Consider the following 15,159-nt stretch of genomic DNA (forward strand, 5'->3'; position numbering starts at 1 on the left):
GGGGCGGTCGGGCGGTTGGGCGAGTGTCGGGGGGGGGGGGGTGGGCGTGACATCGGGGGGCAGCGGTATCGAGGTCATCATCTCGTGGAAGACGGCACGCGCTTCGGCCACGTCGCCTCCCACGTCGAGCGGAGCGTGCCGGAGCATCTCGTCGAGGTCGCGGCGTTGCTGCCCTGACATGGGTGTGCCCTTCTTCCGGTCTTATGGGGTGTATGTGCAGGTGGAGCCGAGCGTGTGTCGATGCTCAGCGCGGCGGGCCGAGGATGATCTGGCCGTACATGTCGGCGGCCTCTGCCATCCGTTCCTTGGAGATCTCGAACCCATCGGGCCGGGCGGTCGACATGTCGCGTCCGACGTGCCGGAACATGCCCTCGATGCCGCCGGGGGTACAGATCATCAGCAGGTCCGCCGTGTCGGAGGTGATCCGGTAGCCGTGCGGGACGTTCTTGGGCAGATAGACGATGCCACCCTCCGACAGCTCCATCTCCTGGTCGTCCGACCACAGCAGCGCGGTGCCCTTGACCAGCATGAAGATCTCGTCCTCGCGTGTGTGCATGTGGTAGGGCGGTGCCTCACCCCTGGCGACGCTGAACCGTCCGACGGTCAGCTGCCCGTCGGTGGCTGTGCTATCCAGAAGCACGGCGAACTGGCCCCCGTCGAGCCATTCGAGCTTCTGCTGCTCCTCGGGCTGTGCGAGATAGGCCATGCTCACGACGATGTCCGTTCTGTGCGGTCGGCGGGCACTGTGCCCTCACCCGTGGGGATGAGCGCGACGACGGGGATCACCCGCCGCGTCTTGCGCTGGTAACCGGCGAAGCCGGGGTGGCGGCGGGCCTGTTCGGCGTAGGCGGTGTCGCGCTCGGCACCGCGCAACTCCACGGCCCGTACGGCAACGACGTCGTCGCCCACCTCGATGCGCACCTCGGGATGCGCGAGCAGGTTGTGATACCAGTCCGGATTGCGCTCGGAGCCCGCCTTGGAGGCGAAGACCAGATAGCGCCCCTGGTCGGCCAGATACATCATCGGATTCACCCGGGCGGCACCCGAACGTGCCCCGACGGTGTGCAGCAGCAACACCGGGGCCCCGGCGAAACCTCCACCGAGCTGACCGTGATTGGCGCGGAACTCCCCGATACTGCGTGCGTTGAAACCGGCGGAATCAACCATGACCTCTCCGGTGCGAGACGGGTGGATGGCCTGCCGGCCAGGCGGAACGCCGTGCCTGTGCAGGACTCCGAACCCGGGCGGCCATGGGCGGCGACCTTCGGCAGATCGCCTCCCCGGAGCGATCGTCCTCTTCCGGAGCCGACCGCCACCAGAGGCGCGGATAGGACCAGCAGTACCACCGTCAATTCCCGATGATCGGCAGAGGCATCGCCCGTGGCACAGCGCCACCCGGCAAAGAAGCCCCGAACACGGGCCTGCCGCCGTCGGCACCTTCAGGCCGCTGCGGGCGGGCGTTCTTGCGGGCAGCCGGCCGGTTGATAGGTGGTCCGGGCGGTTGCCGGGGCGTCGCGGGCAGAGGAACGGCCACCGTGATCATTAGCCGAGCGTGAGCGGACGGGCCGGTGGGAGCGGCCATGGCCGCGGTGGCGGACTGCTTCACCCGGCGTGAACCCCGCCTGCTGGCACGGGAGATGTGCGAGGCGATGCTGATGGAGCTGGACACCCGCAACTGCTGGACGCTCGCCGAGGCCCTGGGCCACTCCGGTCCGCACCGCCTGCAGCACTTCCTCGCTCGCGCCCGCGTCGACCACAACCTGGCCCGCGACCGCCTCGCCCCGGCCGACCGCAGCTCGGCCGGCAGCAGCTCGCGCAGGCGCTGCCCCACCCCGGCCTCGTTGCAGTCCCGCAGCCGCCGCCAGCAGGTCATCCCAGATCCGAAGCCGAGCTCCTGCGGCAGGTACCACCACGGAATGCCGGTGTACAGCACGAACAGTCGCTACTGAACGTAGTCATTGTCAATGGGATCGCGGATTTGCTAATCCACTGCTATCCAACCGACTTCGTGAGCACCGGCTTCTGCAGCGAGGGCAATTTCCGCACGCGATGAGCACTGCTCGTGGGCGCCGATCATGAGCAGAACGTCCCAACGGGCTGCCATCGGCAGTCACCCTACGTGACTCCTGCTGTCTTGGGCTTTCCGCCGGAAGGGCAACGCAGCTGCGCGGGTGGTGCGTTGTGAATGAGTTCTCCATTGGTGTCATCAAGGCGGGAAGTGCACCAATGATCGGGGCGGATCACCGGTCTCGCTGACCGGGGGGCCGCAGGTGTACATGGGAATGCACGTTGCGGGGCGACGTGGCCTCGGCGCGTGCGGTGGTTGTTACGAATGGCGGTCTTGCGGCCATCCCTGTGCGTCGAATACGGCGATGGGGTCCAGGTAGTCGCGCCAGTGCACCACCTGACGGCAACACGGGAGGTGACAATGGCAGGACAGCAGCAGGAGCCGGTGATCTGGCTGCGGCCAGAGCAGGCACCGCTCGGACGCCCGGCCGAGTGAAGCCGCGCCGAGATCACCACCGCTGCCGTGGAACTGGCCGACCGGCAGGGCCTGGAGGCCGTCTCCATGCGCCGCGTCGCCGCAGCCTTGGGCACCGGAGCCGCGTCGCTCTACCGCTACGTGGCCACCCGCGACGACCTGCTCGACCTGATGATCGACAGCACCGCCGGCGAATACGACCTGCCCGCCCCCAGCGGCGATTGGCAGGCGGACCTGCTTGAAATAGCCCACCAGGCCCGGCGGATCCTGCGGCGCCATCCCTGGCTGCCGACCCTGGTCATTACCCGCCCCGCCCTCGGCCCGCAAGGGATCGAACTGCTCGAGCACGTACTCGACGCCCTCGCCGACCACCCGGCCGAACCCGCCCGCAAACTCGAGGCATTCGCTCTACTGAACGCACTGACCGCCCAGTTCGTCCAGAACGAACTGGCCTCCGCAGGCCCCAGCGCCCAGCGCCAGTCCGCCTACCTGCGCCACGTCGCCACCGCGGGCACCCACCCCCACATCTCCGCCCTGCTCACCGCCACCCCGCCCAAAAGCGACCCCCGCGACCGGTTCGCCACCGTACTCACCCGCGCCCTGACCGGCGTGCTGGGCTGACGCACGTCAAATCCCCAGCGCACGACCGCGCACCCGAGCACGAACGAGGACCGTTTGCCAGCAGTGTTCGCACCGCCAACTCAGTCGGCCGTCGTCGTGCCGCCCCGGCGAGGCGGAGGTGTACGTGCGCATCACCCGGCCCGACGCCACGGGCCGGCCGAGTACGGGATCACCGGCCCGAACAGCCGCGGTGTCGCCGAGGTCGGCGTGACCACCACCCCTGATCGAGGCGCTCACGGAGCGGACCGTATGGCGGGATGAGTGCTTGGTGGATGGCACTCTCACGGTTGTCGCTGGCACCCTCGCCGCGACTCCGGACGGGGGCAACGTGGTCGTGGTCGTGACCGAGGTCCACTCTGCGGAGCGGGAGGAGACGGTGGCCGTGCGTCTGCCGGGGGCGCAGCGCCTCCCGCTCGCCTCAGCGCTGCGCCGCGCCCTCGACGTGGCCCGCCGCTGGGAGAACTGACGCTCCATCCGCCACCGCGCCCGGCCGGCTTCCATCAGCCGGGCCCTGGTCCCGGCCGCGTCACAGTCCTGCAACTCCGACACATTCAGTCACATGCCCGACAGACTCCCCGAACAACCTCCGCTCAACTCAAGCACACGGGGGTAATCCCATGTCCGACCCGCAGCAGCCGCACCGTCCGTCCTGGGCGGCGCAGCCCAACTCCGACCCGCAGTATGTCCCTTGGGGCGTACCTCAGCCCGGCGAGCCGCAGCCGACCGTTCCCCTCACCAGCCAGCTGTCTCCTCTGCCGAAGCCGCCGAAGAAGCGCGCAGGCCGCGTCCTGCTGATCCTCGGCGTCTGCCTCCTGGGCCTGATCGTCATCGGCGCGCTGGGCTCCGCGTCGAAGCGCACCTCGGCCACCCCGTCATCCATGGCGACGGCCGACTCGACCACCTCGCCCTCGCCCACCTCGTCCACCACCGGAGCCGCCGCCGGGATCGCCTCCTGGTGGACCGGCGGCGGCCAGGACCACGCCAGCGCGATGCAAAAGGACCTGACCGCGATCGGCAACGACGGGCAGAACCAGGACGTCGCCCAGATGTCGACCGACTGCCAGTCGCTGTCCACGGATGTCGGGCAACGACGAGTTGAACCAGGTCACCGCCCGGATCAACACGATCGACAGCAGCCTGTAGCCGTACGCATTGAAGGCCCTTGCCCAGCTTGGGCAAGGGCCTTCAGCTGCATCTGACACCCGGCCCCACGAGCAGCCCGAGTCCGAGTCTGGGGAGATAACGCCTCGTCGTGCGATCACCCATTCGGCGGCGTAGGTTTTGAGGAGAAGACCTTCAGATGGGTGCGGCAGAAGTCCCGTCACTATTTATGGCCTTTGTCGCAGTGGCATCTTGCCCTGTCCAGTCAGCCTCGTGACCGTGGGCGCGGTCGGCCCATCTCTCATGGCATGTCAGGAGGTATGTCATGCGCAAAAGACTGATTTCCGTGGTCACGGCGGGCATGCTGGCCCTGCCCGGACTTGCTGTGGTTCCGGCGCAAGCCGCGCCGCACATGTTTGTGACTCCGGCGGTCGCTGAGGTCGGAGGTACCAGCTTCTCCTGTCAAGTGACCTATTTTTCCTATGTGCCGTGTGGCTCAGTCAGCGTCGGTCCCGGGGAGACCCTGTCTGTGCAGGTCACGAAGGAAGGGGCAGTAACGACTGGTGACTTCGAGGCATTCATCAATGGCACGATGGTCAAGGGTCCCTTTACAGTCGATAGCTCGGATCAAAATCCCAGGGTCGTCTTTACGAACCTAACTACCTCTTCGGTGGTCGTGACCATGAAAGCCAGTGCCGACGACCGTGACGCTTCTGGGCTTCTGGCAGGCAACTACATCGTTACAGGCCCGTGAGCCGCCGTCAGATCCATCGCGAGCGGCGCTCTGAGAGGGGCTGAACTCCCTCGCCCTGCGCCCCTGCCTGGCCTCGATGACGAGGCGGTGGGGGCGCCGTCGTGTTCGCCTCTACCGCTGCCGTGCCCGCTGGATGGACTCCTCCAGCGCTGCCTGAAGGTCTGTAGCGGGCGCCGGCTCGGGCAGCGGCGGTAGCTCTCGCCCCTCGGCCTGGGCCAGGATCAGCTGCTCCAGCGCGGCCCCGTACTCGTCGTGCAGCTGGTCGACGTCGACTCCCGTGAGCTGCTCCATAAGCACCTCGGCCAGCCGGAGTTCCTGCTCCCTCACCGGGGCTGAGGGTGCCCAGTCGCCGGGTTCGCGGATCTCCTCCGGCCATAGAACCTGGTGCACGACGAGGATTCCGCGGCGGGGTCGGAGCGAGCGGGAAGGGATTGATGACGGGCCCGGTGCCCTGATCGATGTGGAAGTCGTAGAACGACCGCACCACCGTTTCACAGTGCGCGCGGGTCGATGCCGCGTACTTCGGGCCTGGTGCGGACTTGCCGGTGACCAGGTTCGGCGTACTCGGAACGCGGCGTTTCGTGGCTCTCGGCACTGTCCCGCCCTCATCCCGTCGACGCCAGTGAGTCCGCACCGGCTTGTCCGCCAGCTGCATCCAGCGGGCGAAGTCCCGGGCATCGGATCGGTCCGCACGGTCCCAGTCCACCCCAAGAACCCAGATGAACCGGAACCACCGAAGCAGATCCATGCTCACCAGGTCGACAACGGCCGGGGCGGCGGATCTCCTGGTCGCGTGGCTGTTCTCGCCGATCACGGCTCCGTCCTCGTCGAGCACATAGCGTCGGTGGGCCAGGTATGCCTCGCAGTCCCGGGTGGTGATCTGTTGCAGGCTGCTGGTCGCCTGTTCGCCCAGCCAGTTGAAGAAGCGGACGAGTTCGTCGAGACGGCTGCGGCAGCTGGTGACGTGGAGCGGGTTGCGGAAGGCTCGGGGTAACGGGGCGACCGTCTGGTGGCGTGGTGCGAGCATCGCCAGGATCAGTTCCTTGGCCACCAGTCGCCAACGCGTGTCCGTGATCAGGGTGAAGTCGAAGCGCCGCAGCGAGGGGCTCAACTGGGTCGGCAAGCCGATGACGTGGGTGAAGTCCCAGATGTCGTCCTCGAACGCGGGGCGAGCGGCGTTGTCCGGCAGGGCCAGGCCGGCTTCGTCGCAGACATCGGCGCCCGCAAAGACGGCCGAGTGTCCGTCGAATACGGGGGCGAGAGCGGTGTTCATGCGGTCATCTCCTCGGGTCGCAGGGGAAGTTCGTCGTCCCGGTCGGTGACGTGGGCGGCGGCAGCGGTGACCACGGCCGGATCGAAGCGGTCCAGGACCTGCTGGATGCGGGTGGCGTAGGGGCCGAAGACCGCCATGAAGTGGGCGGCGGGCATCTGCTGCCACTGCCGGGAGAAGAACGCCTTCAGCCGCAGCAGGCTGACTGCATGCCGTGGTGCGAACACCGCCAGGGGACACAACAGGCAGACCCAGGGGCGGGCCGGACAGGGCTTGCCCTTCGGGCCATGCAGTCCGGACAGCTGATCGCCGCATGCGGCGGTGAACACATCCCGCTGTCCGCCGACGAGTTCGGCGATCACGTCGTCGTCGACGGCAAGGGCCGCCACGAGCTGCGGATAGCCTTCGGCCAGGGCGGCGGCCTCTTCCTCGGTGATCACCGTTGGCGGATGGGACCTGCGCAGCAGGTCATGCTGGGCGTCTTCGATCACGGCCTCGACCGCCCGTTGCTGGGCGGGGGTCGCGGCTGTCAGATAGTGGTCGCCTTCGACGGCGGGTGTGTGGTTCGGGTCGATGGTGGCCCGGCCGCTGCCGGTCCAGGTGCTCTTGTCCCGCATCGCTTCGTGCGTGGTGCGGATCCGGGACCGGTGGATCTTCAGGGGCTGCCCGTTGTCCCCGACCAGCTCGTGCCGCTGGACCCACCGCTGGATGGCGACGCGGTCGAACTGTCTCACCCGGCGGTCGCCGCCGGCCCGGCCCAGGCCCAACCACAGTTTGCGGCCCTCGTCCGGCGGAACGAAGCTCCGCAGCAGCGTGGAGTGGGCCAGCCACTGCTCCAGCAGGCGCACGGCCCTGCGCGGCAGATTCAGGCTCTCGGCCGCGGTGCGGCCCTTGACGTAGGAGAGCAGGATCGTGGAGTCACCGGCCCAGTCGACGTCCTGCGTGACCAGGTCCTCGATGCCGTCGGGGACGATGCCGGAGTAGATGCCGAACAGCAGCCGGTAGGCGGTGAGCACTTCCAGGTGCGGGAACAGGGCCTGCGTCGCGTCGTGGAAGCCGCCGCGGCGGTGAACGAGAGCGGCCGAGATGCCGACGTTGCGGCCGAACGTGGAGATGTTCACCGGCCCGAGGGTGGCCAGCAGCCAGCGAAGATTTCGGGGAGTCCATCCGCCCTCGGCGGGGTGTTGGCCGTGACAGCCTCGCCGACGCCCTCCTGCTGGTCGATGGATGAGCTAAGTGGAAGCAGAACTACGGACACGTCAGTCGACCAGCACGGATGATTGTCGGGGGGCGTGTCGGGTGGGTGGGCGTGCGTTGCGACGGGCGGCCATCTCAGCCGCGGGGCCAGAACTGGAGCGCGTGCCCGGCATCCGCCACGCAACCCCCACCAGCGCGCCTCCCGCCCGGACAGCGGGCGCCCACACACGCGGCAGTAGACACGACGACGCCCCGGCAGCTCGGGGTCATCGAGCGGCAGGGGCGCAAGATCGAGGACTTCAGCCCGTCTCGTGACCAAGTGGAGGAGATTCGGCTCCCGGGCGCCGCGAGAGGCCCTGAAGGGCCGTCCGATGCTTCCGCCGCCTGACGCTCAGACCGTAACAGAACCGAGAAGGCGGTCTGTGCGCCCACTTGAGGCATGAACAGTACCCGTGCGCCGTGACTTCCAACGGGCCTCAGTTCGACAGCGAGCCGCACAGCGGTTCGCTGCCCGGCCGGGCTGCTGTCACCGATGGGTGCGCCGTCCGGTTCGCCGGGAGGCTGCCAGCCCAAACAGCACGTCCACGATGACGAGTAGCCCGGCGGATACCCGTGCGTCAGGCCATGGGCGGCCGTCGGACCAGTGCTGAACCAGCAGAGCGACCCCGCCGCCCACGACTGCCAGGGCCATCAACGGAAGTTCGACATAGGCCGCGCCTACCCCAAGCAGGCAGAGCCCGTGCCGCCAAGGAACGGGGGCTGTTCCGGTGGCGGCAAGGGCTCGTGGCGGATGGGGTGGTCCGGCCTCCGATGGGCGTGTGGTGCGGGCGGCCCTTGCCTCTGACAGGAGGTGGTCAGGGCTCGCGGACGACCGTGACGGGGCCACAGGTTCGTTTGCGGCGATGTCGCTGGATTAGTGTGTAGCCGATGTTCCCGCCCGATGTGTTGGAGCGCGCGGAGGCCGCGTTCGACGCCGCACGGGCCACGGCCACGGCGGACCAGCGCGGCCGGCCGGCTGGAGCGGTACGAGCCGGTGCTGGACGCGCTGGAGACCTCGTCGGCAGCGTACAAGGTCGGCGACTCTGCGACCGCGCTCGGCATACTTCTCGCCGTGCTCGAGCGCCATCTGGATTCTGGCCGACGGCTGGTACGACCCGGCGAGTGATGCGAAACGGGCGGGCCTGCAGCGGAGGCAGTCGCAGGGGCACGGCGGTAGCATGTGGATCATGGGTAGGCGGTCGTACGCACCCTTCCCGCCCGAGTTGCTTGTTGAGAGCGAAGGCGACTCGCAGGTGATGAAGCCGGGCAGGTCCTACACCATCGGCCGCGACCCGCTCAGCGACATCGTGTGTACCGACCCCAGGGTCTCCTGGCAGCACGCCGTGCTAAGGCCCGGCGAGCACAGCTGGGTGCTGGAGGACACCGGCAGCACCAACGGAACCTATGCCGACGGTCAGCGCGCACGGCTGGTGGGGCCGGTGCCGGTTGGGCCCGGGAGTGTGCTGCGGTTCGCCAACCCCGATGACGGACCGCAGGCGAGGCTCAGCGGTGCCCCGTCACAGCCGGAGCGGGCCGTCCCCGCCTCGGCCGAAACCCCGTCCGCGGCCGGGGCGTTCCGCCAGCCCACCGCCATACGGCCGCTGCCGGTCAGGACCCTCAAGATCGGCCGAGCCCTCGGAAACGACCTGGTCGTCGATGACCTCGTGGTCTCCCGCGCCCACGCGGAGCTGCGCACCCTGCCGGGCGGCGGATACGAGATCGTTGACATGGGCAGCCACAACGGAACGTACCTCAACGGCCAGCGCACCCAGCGGTCCCAGGTCCGGCCCGGAGACATCATCGGCGTCGGCCACTCAGCCTTCCGGCTGGTGGGCGACGAGTTGCAGGAGTTCGTCGACACCGGCGAGGTCTCGCTGACCGTCCAGGAGCTGACGGTGGCGGTGGACGGGGGACGCAGGGCCCTCCTCGACCATGTCTCGTTCCCGGTGGGCGAGAAGTGCCTGCTGGCCGTGGTCGGGCCGAGTGGTGCGGGTAAGTCCACGCTACTGGGCGCCCTCACTGGCCTGCGCCCCGCCGACCACGGCACGGTGCTGTACGACGGCCGGGATTTGTACCGGAATTACGCGGAGCTGCGGCAGCGCATCGGCCTGGTGCCGCAGGAGGACATCCTGCACACGCAGTTGTCCGCCCGGCGCGCCCTCGAATACGCCGCCGAGCTGCGCTTTCCGGGGGACACCGGCAAGACCGAGCGGCTCACCCGGGTGACCGAGGTGGTGGCCGACCTCGGCCTGCGGGCGAGGGTCGACCAGCCGATCAGCAGCCTCTCCGGCGGCCAGCGCAAACGGGTCAGCGTGGCGCTGGAACTGCTCACCAAGCCCTCACTGCTCTTCCTGGACGAGCCGACCTCAGGACTGGACCCGGGGATGGACCGTTCGGTCATGCACATGCTGCGCGCCCTGGCCGACGACGGCCGCACGGTCATCGTGGTCACGCACAGCGTGCTCAGCCTCGATGTCTGCGACCGGCTGCTGGTACTCGCCCCCGGCGGCCGGATCGCCTACTACGGACCGCCGCGGGAGGCACTGCCGTTCTTCGGTTTCGCCCAGTGGCCCGAGGCCTTCGAGGCGTTCGAGAGCGACACTCGCCGCGACTGGGCGGCACAGTACCGCGCTTCGCCGCTGCGTCGGGAGTACATCAGCGACGCCATGGAGGTATGTCGTCCGGCCGCCAGCCCGGCGCGGGCGATCGCCGCGCCGCGGAAACCGCAGAGTTGGGGCAGCCAACTGCGCACCCTGGTCCGCCGCTACACCGCGGTCCTCAGCGTCGACCGCACCTTCCTGGTGGTCATGGTGGTGCTGCCCTTCGTGATGGGCACGATGGCCCGGGCCCTCGCGGGCGGCCGACTCACCCCGACCACGGCGATGAACGCGCTGCTCATCCTGTGTGTCGGGGGCGTGCTGACCGGGGCGGCCAACGCGGTACGGGAACTGATCAAGGAGCGGGTGATCTATCAGCGGGAGCGGGCCGTCGGCCTGTCCCGCTCCGCGTACCTCTTCTCCAAGATCGTCGTGCTGGGCGCGGTGACCGTGGTCCAGGCGGTGGTGCTCACCATGGTCGGTCTGGTCGGGGTCACGCTGGGCGTCAAGGGCGGTGCGGCGGGGCTGCCGCCGCTCGCCGAGCTCACCGTCACAGTCGCGCTGCTGTCCTTCACTGCCATGATGTTCGGCCTGCTGATCTCGGCGCTGGTGCGCAGGGAGGAGGTCACCATGCCGCTCCTGGTGATGGTCACCATCGTGCAGGTCGTCTTCTGCGGGGCCCTGCTCACCCTCCACGGAGTGCCCGGCCTCGACCAGTTCTCCTGGCTCGTCCCCGCGCGCTGGGCGCTTGGCGCGATGGCCGGGACCGTGGACCTGCACCGGATCGTTCCCGGCGCCCTGACCGCGGATCCGCTCTTTCGACACTCGCCCGGGACCTGGGCACTCGACGTCACCATGCTGGTCGTTCTGTCGGCCGCCGCGGGGTTCGTCGTCCGCGCCCTGCTGCGCGGCCGTGAGCCCGCCGCCATGCGCGGCTAGCTGCGGCGGAAGAGTAGCGGGAGCACCGCCATGTACGAGAGCGAGTTCCGTCCGACACATGTCACCCCGAGGCACGCCGTACCCGCCTGGGCGGAGACCAGCCGGGGCCAGGAGGTCCCGTCGGCATGGCTCGATCCGCTGCTGCCGGTGCGGGTTACCGACCGCAGGGGCGACTGGTGCCGGATCGAGTGCTCCAACGGATGGATCGCGTGGGTGGACGGTCGCCCCTTGATCTCCATCCCGGACGAACCGCCCACCGCCGGACTCCCGCTCGGCCGTACCAGTGATCCGCGTCCGCTGCTGGCGCGGGTGGACCAAGCGGTCGGGGGCTACCGCCGAAAGCTGGAGGAGCTGATGGCGGGTCGTACGGACGACGCGACCTTCCGGGCCAGCACCAGGGGCGTGCGTCTCGGGGTGGTCCTCAACGGCGACGAGGTGTGGCTGTTCGACGCGGAAACCGACCGCTGGTACTACTGCGATGGACCCGCCCTGGCGACCTTCGCGGCCACCAGTGGACCCTCGGCCGCCGAACCTCCCGCGTCGGACCAGCCCACCCGGCAGGACGGCGGACCGTGATGGCGCCCGGCCACCCGCAGCCGCGAAGGGGCCGCCGTGGCCGATGACCGGGATCCGACGGCGGAGCGCCCGTCCGGGATGGTCGGGCGGGAGGTCGCCGCGTACCGGATAGAGGCCGAGATCGGGCGTGGTGGGATGGCGGCGGTCTACCGGGCCAGGGATCTGCGTCTCGACCGTACGGTGGCACTGAAACTCCTGTCCCCCGGGCTCACGAGCAACGCGGTCTTCCGTGAACGGTTCATCCGAGAGTCACGGCTTGCCGCCGGGCTCGACCATCCGCATATCGTCCCGGTCTTCGAGGCCGGGGAAGCCGACGGCGTCCTCTACATCGCCATGCGGTACGTGCCCGGAGGGGACCTGCGGGCACTGCTCGACCGCCAGGGCCAGCTCTCCGTCGATGCCACCGCGCGCATCGCCGCACAGGTGGCCTCCGCACTGGACACCGCCCATGCCCACGGCCTGGTCCACCGGGATGTCAAGCCGGGCAACATCCTGGTGGGCCAGGGCATCGACACGGACCACCCCGAGCATGTGTACCTCGCCGACTTCGGACTGATGAAAAGGTCACTGTCGCTGACCGGGCTGACCTCGGCCGGACAGTTCGTCGGAACCGTGGACTACGTGGCCCCCGAACAGATCTCGGGCAAGCCAGTGGACGGGCGCTGCGACGTGTACAGTCTGGCGTGCGTGGTGTACGAGGCGCTCGCCGGCACGCCGCCCTTCCGGCGCGATGACGACCTGGCGCAGCTGTGGGCACATCTCAACGAGCCCCCGCCACCGCTGAGTTCACGCCGTACGGACCTGTCCACGACGGTCGACGACGTGCTGGCGAAGGGGCTCGCCAAGTCGCCGGACGACCGCTACGGCAGCTGTGTGGCGTTCGTCGCGGCGCTACGGGACGCGGGCGAGGTGGTACAGGAGGTCGTAGCGCACCCCGCGACCCAGGTGGACCACGGCCTGCCGGTGCCCGCGACGCGGCCGCCCATGCCCCCGGCATGGGCCATGCCGGTGTTCGCGCCACGCGTGCGGTAGCCACCGTCGCCGGACGCCCGCGCCGAGTTGCGGAAGGTACGGAGCACCCGCACACAATGCGGGAAGGGGCGGACACGAAACGTAGACCCTCGACGCCGTACGGGAGGAAGCGCCGGTGAGTTCGCCCCCTCCGTCCGACCGCTCAGGCGGACCCCCGACCGGGCCGCCCGCAGGCCCGCTGTCCGGGCAGCCTTCCGGCCCACGCCCCCCGGGGCCTCCCCCGCCGCCCGCCCCGCCCGGCGGTGGTGGTGGTGCGGGGGGTCGCCCAGGGCCGCCGGGACCGTGGTGGCGGTCGCCCCGGAAGGTGGGGCTGGCGGCCGGTGTCGCAGTGCTGGCCGCGGTGGTGGGGTTGGTGCTCAGCAGTGTGCTGGGGGCGTCGCCCCACAAGGAGGTGCTGCTCCAGTCGGCCGCGTCGACCGGCCCCGACCCGTTCACTCCATCGACGGGCCAGGCTGCCACCGCGACCCCGTCTCCGGCCGCCACCATGCCGTCGCCCACCGCGAACGGCATCCGGGGCGTCCCCGGATCGACCGCGGGGCTGTACGGCGGCTCGATGCACACCTCAAGCTGCGATGTCGGCCGGCTGGTCAGGTTTCTGACCGCGAACCGGGACAAGGAGCGCGCGTGGGCCGGGGTGGAAGGCATCGACGCCGCCGCCGTGCCGTCGTACATCCACTCGCTCACCCCCGTGCTGCTGCGGGCCGACACCCGGGTGACCAACCACGGCTACCGGAACGGCGCCGCCACCAGCTTCCAATCCGTCCTACAGGCGGGCACCGCCGTTCTGGTCGACGACCGGGGGCTGCCCCGGGTGCGCTGCGCCTGCGGCAACCCGCTCACGCCCCCGGCGCTGGTGGCCAACCCCCGGTACACCGGCCAGGCCTGGCCTTCCTACCAGCCCTCGAACCTCGTCGTGGTCACCGCGGCCCCGCGGCCCATGGTCACGATCATCGTCGTCAACATCCAGGACGGCAGCTGGTTCGAGCGGTTCGTCGGCGACAAAGGAGGCCAGGACAAGCCGGTCCCGCCGCCAACCACCCAGCCGTCCGAGTCACCCTCGCCGTCCCCCAGCGCTTCCGCCTCATCCTCGGCCTCCTCGTCGCCGCCCCCTCCGCCATCGACGGCCACCACCTCTCCGAGCAGCGGACCGTCCACCCCGACCACACCGGCGACCAGCCCACCGGCCTCCTCGCCCCCGCCTCCATAAGCCCGGCCGCTGACGGCGGACCGCGTGCTGGCGCCGGGGGGACGCCGTCGCCCTCGACGTGCTGCTGCGTCCGGCCTACCTCGAAGCCCGCCGACACAGCCAATACACAGGTCGCGCGACGCCCAGGGCACTCGCGGCGGAGACGTCCACATGGTTTTCACAAAGACGGCTCCTACGATGCGGTCCGGTGCGGACCGATGCGCGTGAAGACGACCGGTTTTCCGGTCGAGGAGCGGCGTGATGGGCAGGCCAGCGGTGTGGAGGCGTAGCAGGGGTGGACGGGATCGCGCTGGCGCGTGGGCTGGGGACGGGCACGAATGCGCGGGCCGCTGCGCGCCGCCCTCTTCGCGACCGCACTGTTGATTCTCGGCTGGTACTACGCCAGCGCGGTGGAAACCGTGGTTGGCGACGAGGTACGGATCAGTGCGCAACCGCTCCTCTTGTACGGCGTCGCTGACGGAGAACCAGTACTTGCGCAGCAAGATGCCCTCCTGTACCAGCATCCGTTCGAAGATCGGGCACTGGTACAGAAAGCGCGCGTACTCCTCATTGGTACAGAAGCCCATGACGTGCTCGACGCCAGCGCGGTTATATCAGCTACGGTCGAATCCACCTTCTTCCCAGGCGCGGCGCCAGCGTTGTACGGACCGCACGCTGACCCGTAACTGCTTCGCGATCACCGTGCTGGTCTCCCCGGCGGCGAATAAACTCGGCTGCTTCCAGGCGGAACTGCTCGCGAAAGGCCCGGCGCTCTGCTGTGAGCCCACCACCCTGCGGATACCTCATACAACCGGCGTACCGCGACGATCTCCACCTGTCAGCCCCTGCGACAACACAGCTACAAGGTCAGTAGCCGCTGAACGCCCTCAGAGTTAAACGGCCCCAAAGCCACGACCGAAGCCACGATTCAAATTCCGGCCGCGGTCGCCTTCGCGCGACCGGGGTCGAAGCGGGACGATTCGCCCTCACCTGGATGGCTTCAGGTCCTCAACCGTCAGGAACTTGTGTCACACCGGCGGTGGAAGCTTACCCCGCGTCGGTGGCCGGGTGGCGTCGGGGTCTCCCGAGGATGGGGGGCCTACACCAAGCCCATCCAGAAGGCCTCGACGTTGCACGACGCTACCCCTGAAGCGGGCTTCGCCCGTGCTGATATGACTACGTTCTGCCGCCTTGACGAGCTCGGGCCCGACGTCACCGGTCAGCGACTCGCCCAGGATGGTGCGGTTCTCGTGTGCCGGGTCGTCGAGTCCGATCAGTGGTGCCACCGCTGCGATTGCGATGGCACACCGCGTGACACCGTGACCCGGCGACTGGCGCACGAGCCACCCGGCTGGCGGCCGACGA

At 69.3% G+C, this 15,159-nt stretch carries 13 protein-coding genes and 6 pseudogenes; 10 read left to right on the top strand and 9 right to left on the bottom strand.

Features of this window, described 5'->3' with window-relative positions; translation table 11 throughout:
• From O5O46_RS34595 to O5O46_RS34605, 3 genes and pseudogenes are all read right to left on the bottom strand, one after another.
• Positions 1-180: pseudogene (locus tag O5O46_RS34595) on the bottom strand (hypothetical protein); the annotation flags it as partial.
• Positions 181-244: 64 nt separating this feature from the next.
• Positions 245-706 (bottom strand): cupin domain-containing protein, encoded by a 462-nt coding sequence (locus O5O46_RS34600; RefSeq protein WP_269859653.1) that lies wholly within the window; start codon positions 704-706, stop codon positions 245-247.
• Between the two features lie 2 nt (positions 707-708).
• A complete protein-coding gene (locus O5O46_RS34605) occupies positions 709-1,167 on the bottom strand; it encodes a nitroreductase family deazaflavin-dependent oxidoreductase (protein WP_269859654.1) in 459 nt (152 codons plus the stop codon).
• Positions 1,168-1,571: 404 nt separating this feature from the next.
• Between O5O46_RS34605 and O5O46_RS35740 the strand changes: the two are divergent.
• Positions 1,572-1,781 (top strand): annotated as a pseudogene (locus O5O46_RS35740) (IS701 family transposase); the annotation flags it as partial.
• On the opposite strand, the pseudogene O5O46_RS34610 reads toward O5O46_RS35740, so the two are convergent.
• Positions 1,736-1,939: pseudogene (locus O5O46_RS34610) on the bottom strand (transposase); the annotation flags it as partial. The pseudogenes O5O46_RS35740 and O5O46_RS34610 sit on opposite strands and share 46 nt — an antisense overlap.
• 576 nt (positions 1,940-2,515) lie before the next feature.
• Here O5O46_RS34610 and O5O46_RS34615 point away from each other — a divergent pair.
• Both O5O46_RS34615 and O5O46_RS34620 read left to right on the top strand, forming a co-directional pair.
• Positions 2,516-3,103, top strand: a complete 588-nt coding sequence (locus O5O46_RS34615) for a TetR/AcrR family transcriptional regulator (RefSeq protein WP_269859664.1) — start codon at positions 2,516-2,518, stop codon at positions 3,101-3,103.
• A 268-nt stretch (positions 3,104-3,371) separates the two neighbouring features.
• On the top strand, positions 3,372-3,569 hold the full coding sequence (locus O5O46_RS34620; RefSeq protein WP_269859655.1) for a hypothetical protein: 198 nt from the start codon (positions 3,372-3,374) through the stop codon (positions 3,567-3,569).
• Positions 3,570-3,803: 234 nt separating this feature from the next.
• On the opposite strand, the gene O5O46_RS34625 is transcribed toward O5O46_RS34620, so the two are convergent.
• Positions 3,804-4,178, bottom strand: a complete 375-nt coding sequence (locus O5O46_RS34625) for a hypothetical protein (protein ID WP_269859656.1) — start codon at positions 4,176-4,178, stop codon at positions 3,804-3,806.
• Positions 4,179-4,529: 351 nt separating this feature from the next.
• Between O5O46_RS34625 and O5O46_RS34630 the strand changes: the two genes are divergently transcribed.
• On the top strand, positions 4,530-4,958 hold the full coding sequence (locus O5O46_RS34630) for a hypothetical protein (protein ID WP_269859657.1): 429 nt from the start codon (positions 4,530-4,532) through the stop codon (positions 4,956-4,958).
• A gap of 111 nt (positions 4,959-5,069) precedes the next feature.
• Here the strand turns inward: O5O46_RS34630 and O5O46_RS34635 are convergent, their stop codons facing one another.
• Positions 5,070-5,348, bottom strand: a complete 279-nt coding sequence (locus O5O46_RS34635) for a hypothetical protein (RefSeq protein WP_269859658.1) — start codon at positions 5,346-5,348, stop codon at positions 5,070-5,072.
• 403 nt (positions 5,349-5,751) lie between these two features.
• Between O5O46_RS34635 and O5O46_RS34640 the strand changes: the two genes are divergently transcribed.
• Positions 5,752-5,952, top strand: a complete 201-nt coding sequence (locus O5O46_RS34640) for a hypothetical protein (RefSeq protein ID WP_269859659.1) — start codon at positions 5,752-5,754, stop codon at positions 5,950-5,952.
• 275 nt (positions 5,953-6,227) lie between these two features.
• On the opposite strand, the gene O5O46_RS34645 is transcribed toward O5O46_RS34640, so the two are convergent.
• Positions 6,228-7,349: a hypothetical protein gene (locus O5O46_RS34645; protein ID WP_269859660.1), complete on the bottom strand. Its 1,122-nt coding sequence runs from the start codon at positions 7,347-7,349 to the stop codon at positions 6,228-6,230.
• A 1,302-nt stretch (positions 7,350-8,651) separates the two neighbouring features.
• Here O5O46_RS34645 and O5O46_RS34650 point away from each other — a divergent pair.
• The 4 genes from O5O46_RS34650 (at position 8,652) to O5O46_RS34665 (ending at position 13,815) form a co-directional block, all read left to right on the top strand.
• Positions 8,652-11,000, top strand: a complete 2,349-nt coding sequence (locus tag O5O46_RS34650; RefSeq protein WP_269859661.1) for an FHA domain-containing protein — start codon at positions 8,652-8,654, stop codon at positions 10,998-11,000.
• Between the two features lie 30 nt (positions 11,001-11,030).
• Positions 11,031-11,576: a hypothetical protein gene (locus tag O5O46_RS34655; protein WP_269859662.1), complete on the top strand. Its 546-nt coding sequence runs from the start codon at positions 11,031-11,033 to the stop codon at positions 11,574-11,576.
• Positions 11,577-11,654: 78 nt separating this feature from the next.
• Positions 11,655-12,608, top strand: coding sequence for a serine/threonine-protein kinase (locus tag O5O46_RS34660; RefSeq protein ID WP_269859665.1), 954 nt, complete (start codon positions 11,655-11,657; stop codon positions 12,606-12,608).
• Positions 12,609-12,912: 304 nt separating this feature from the next.
• Entirely contained in the window at positions 12,913-13,815 is a 903-nt protein-coding gene (locus tag O5O46_RS34665; RefSeq protein WP_269859663.1) for a DUF6777 domain-containing protein, read from the top strand.
• 425 nt (positions 13,816-14,240) lie between these two features.
• Here the strand turns inward: O5O46_RS34665 and O5O46_RS35745 are convergent.
• Together O5O46_RS35745 and O5O46_RS35750 are read right to left on the bottom strand one after the other, a co-directional pair.
• Positions 14,241-14,408: pseudogene (locus O5O46_RS35745) on the bottom strand (polyphosphate kinase 2); the annotation flags it as partial.
• Between the two features lie 15 nt (positions 14,409-14,423).
• Positions 14,424-14,601, bottom strand: a pseudogene (locus O5O46_RS35750) (helix-turn-helix domain-containing protein); the annotation flags it as partial.
• 365 nt (positions 14,602-14,966) lie between these two features.
• On the opposite strand from O5O46_RS35750, the pseudogene O5O46_RS34675 reads away from it, so the two are divergent.
• Positions 14,967-15,159, top strand: a pseudogene (locus O5O46_RS34675) (ISL3 family transposase); the annotation flags it as partial.

It is taken from the genome of Streptomyces sp. RPT161 (genome assembly GCF_027533845.1).
In the GTDB taxonomy this organism is placed as follows: domain Bacteria; phylum Actinomycetota; class Actinomycetes; order Streptomycetales; family Streptomycetaceae; genus Streptantibioticus_A; species Streptantibioticus_A silvisoli_A.

Coding starts and splice junctions, on each gene's coding strand:
- O5O46_RS34600 (WP_269859653.1), bottom strand. CDS start 706: ATGGCCTATCTCGCACAGCCCGAGGAGCAGCAGAAGCTCGAATGGCTC.
- O5O46_RS34605 (WP_269859654.1), bottom strand. CDS start 1,167: ATGGTTGATTCCGCCGGTTTCAACGCACGCAGTATCGGGGAGTTCCGC.
- O5O46_RS34630 (WP_269859657.1), top strand. CDS start 4,530: ATGCGCAAAAGACTGATTTCCGTGGTCACGGCGGGCATGCTGGCCCTG.
- O5O46_RS34650 (WP_269859661.1), top strand. CDS start 8,652: ATGGGTAGGCGGTCGTACGCACCCTTCCCGCCCGAGTTGCTTGTTGAG.
- O5O46_RS34655 (WP_269859662.1), top strand. CDS start 11,031: ATGTACGAGAGCGAGTTCCGTCCGACACATGTCACCCCGAGGCACGCC.
- O5O46_RS34660 (WP_269859665.1), top strand. CDS start 11,655: ATGGTCGGGCGGGAGGTCGCCGCGTACCGGATAGAGGCCGAGATCGGG.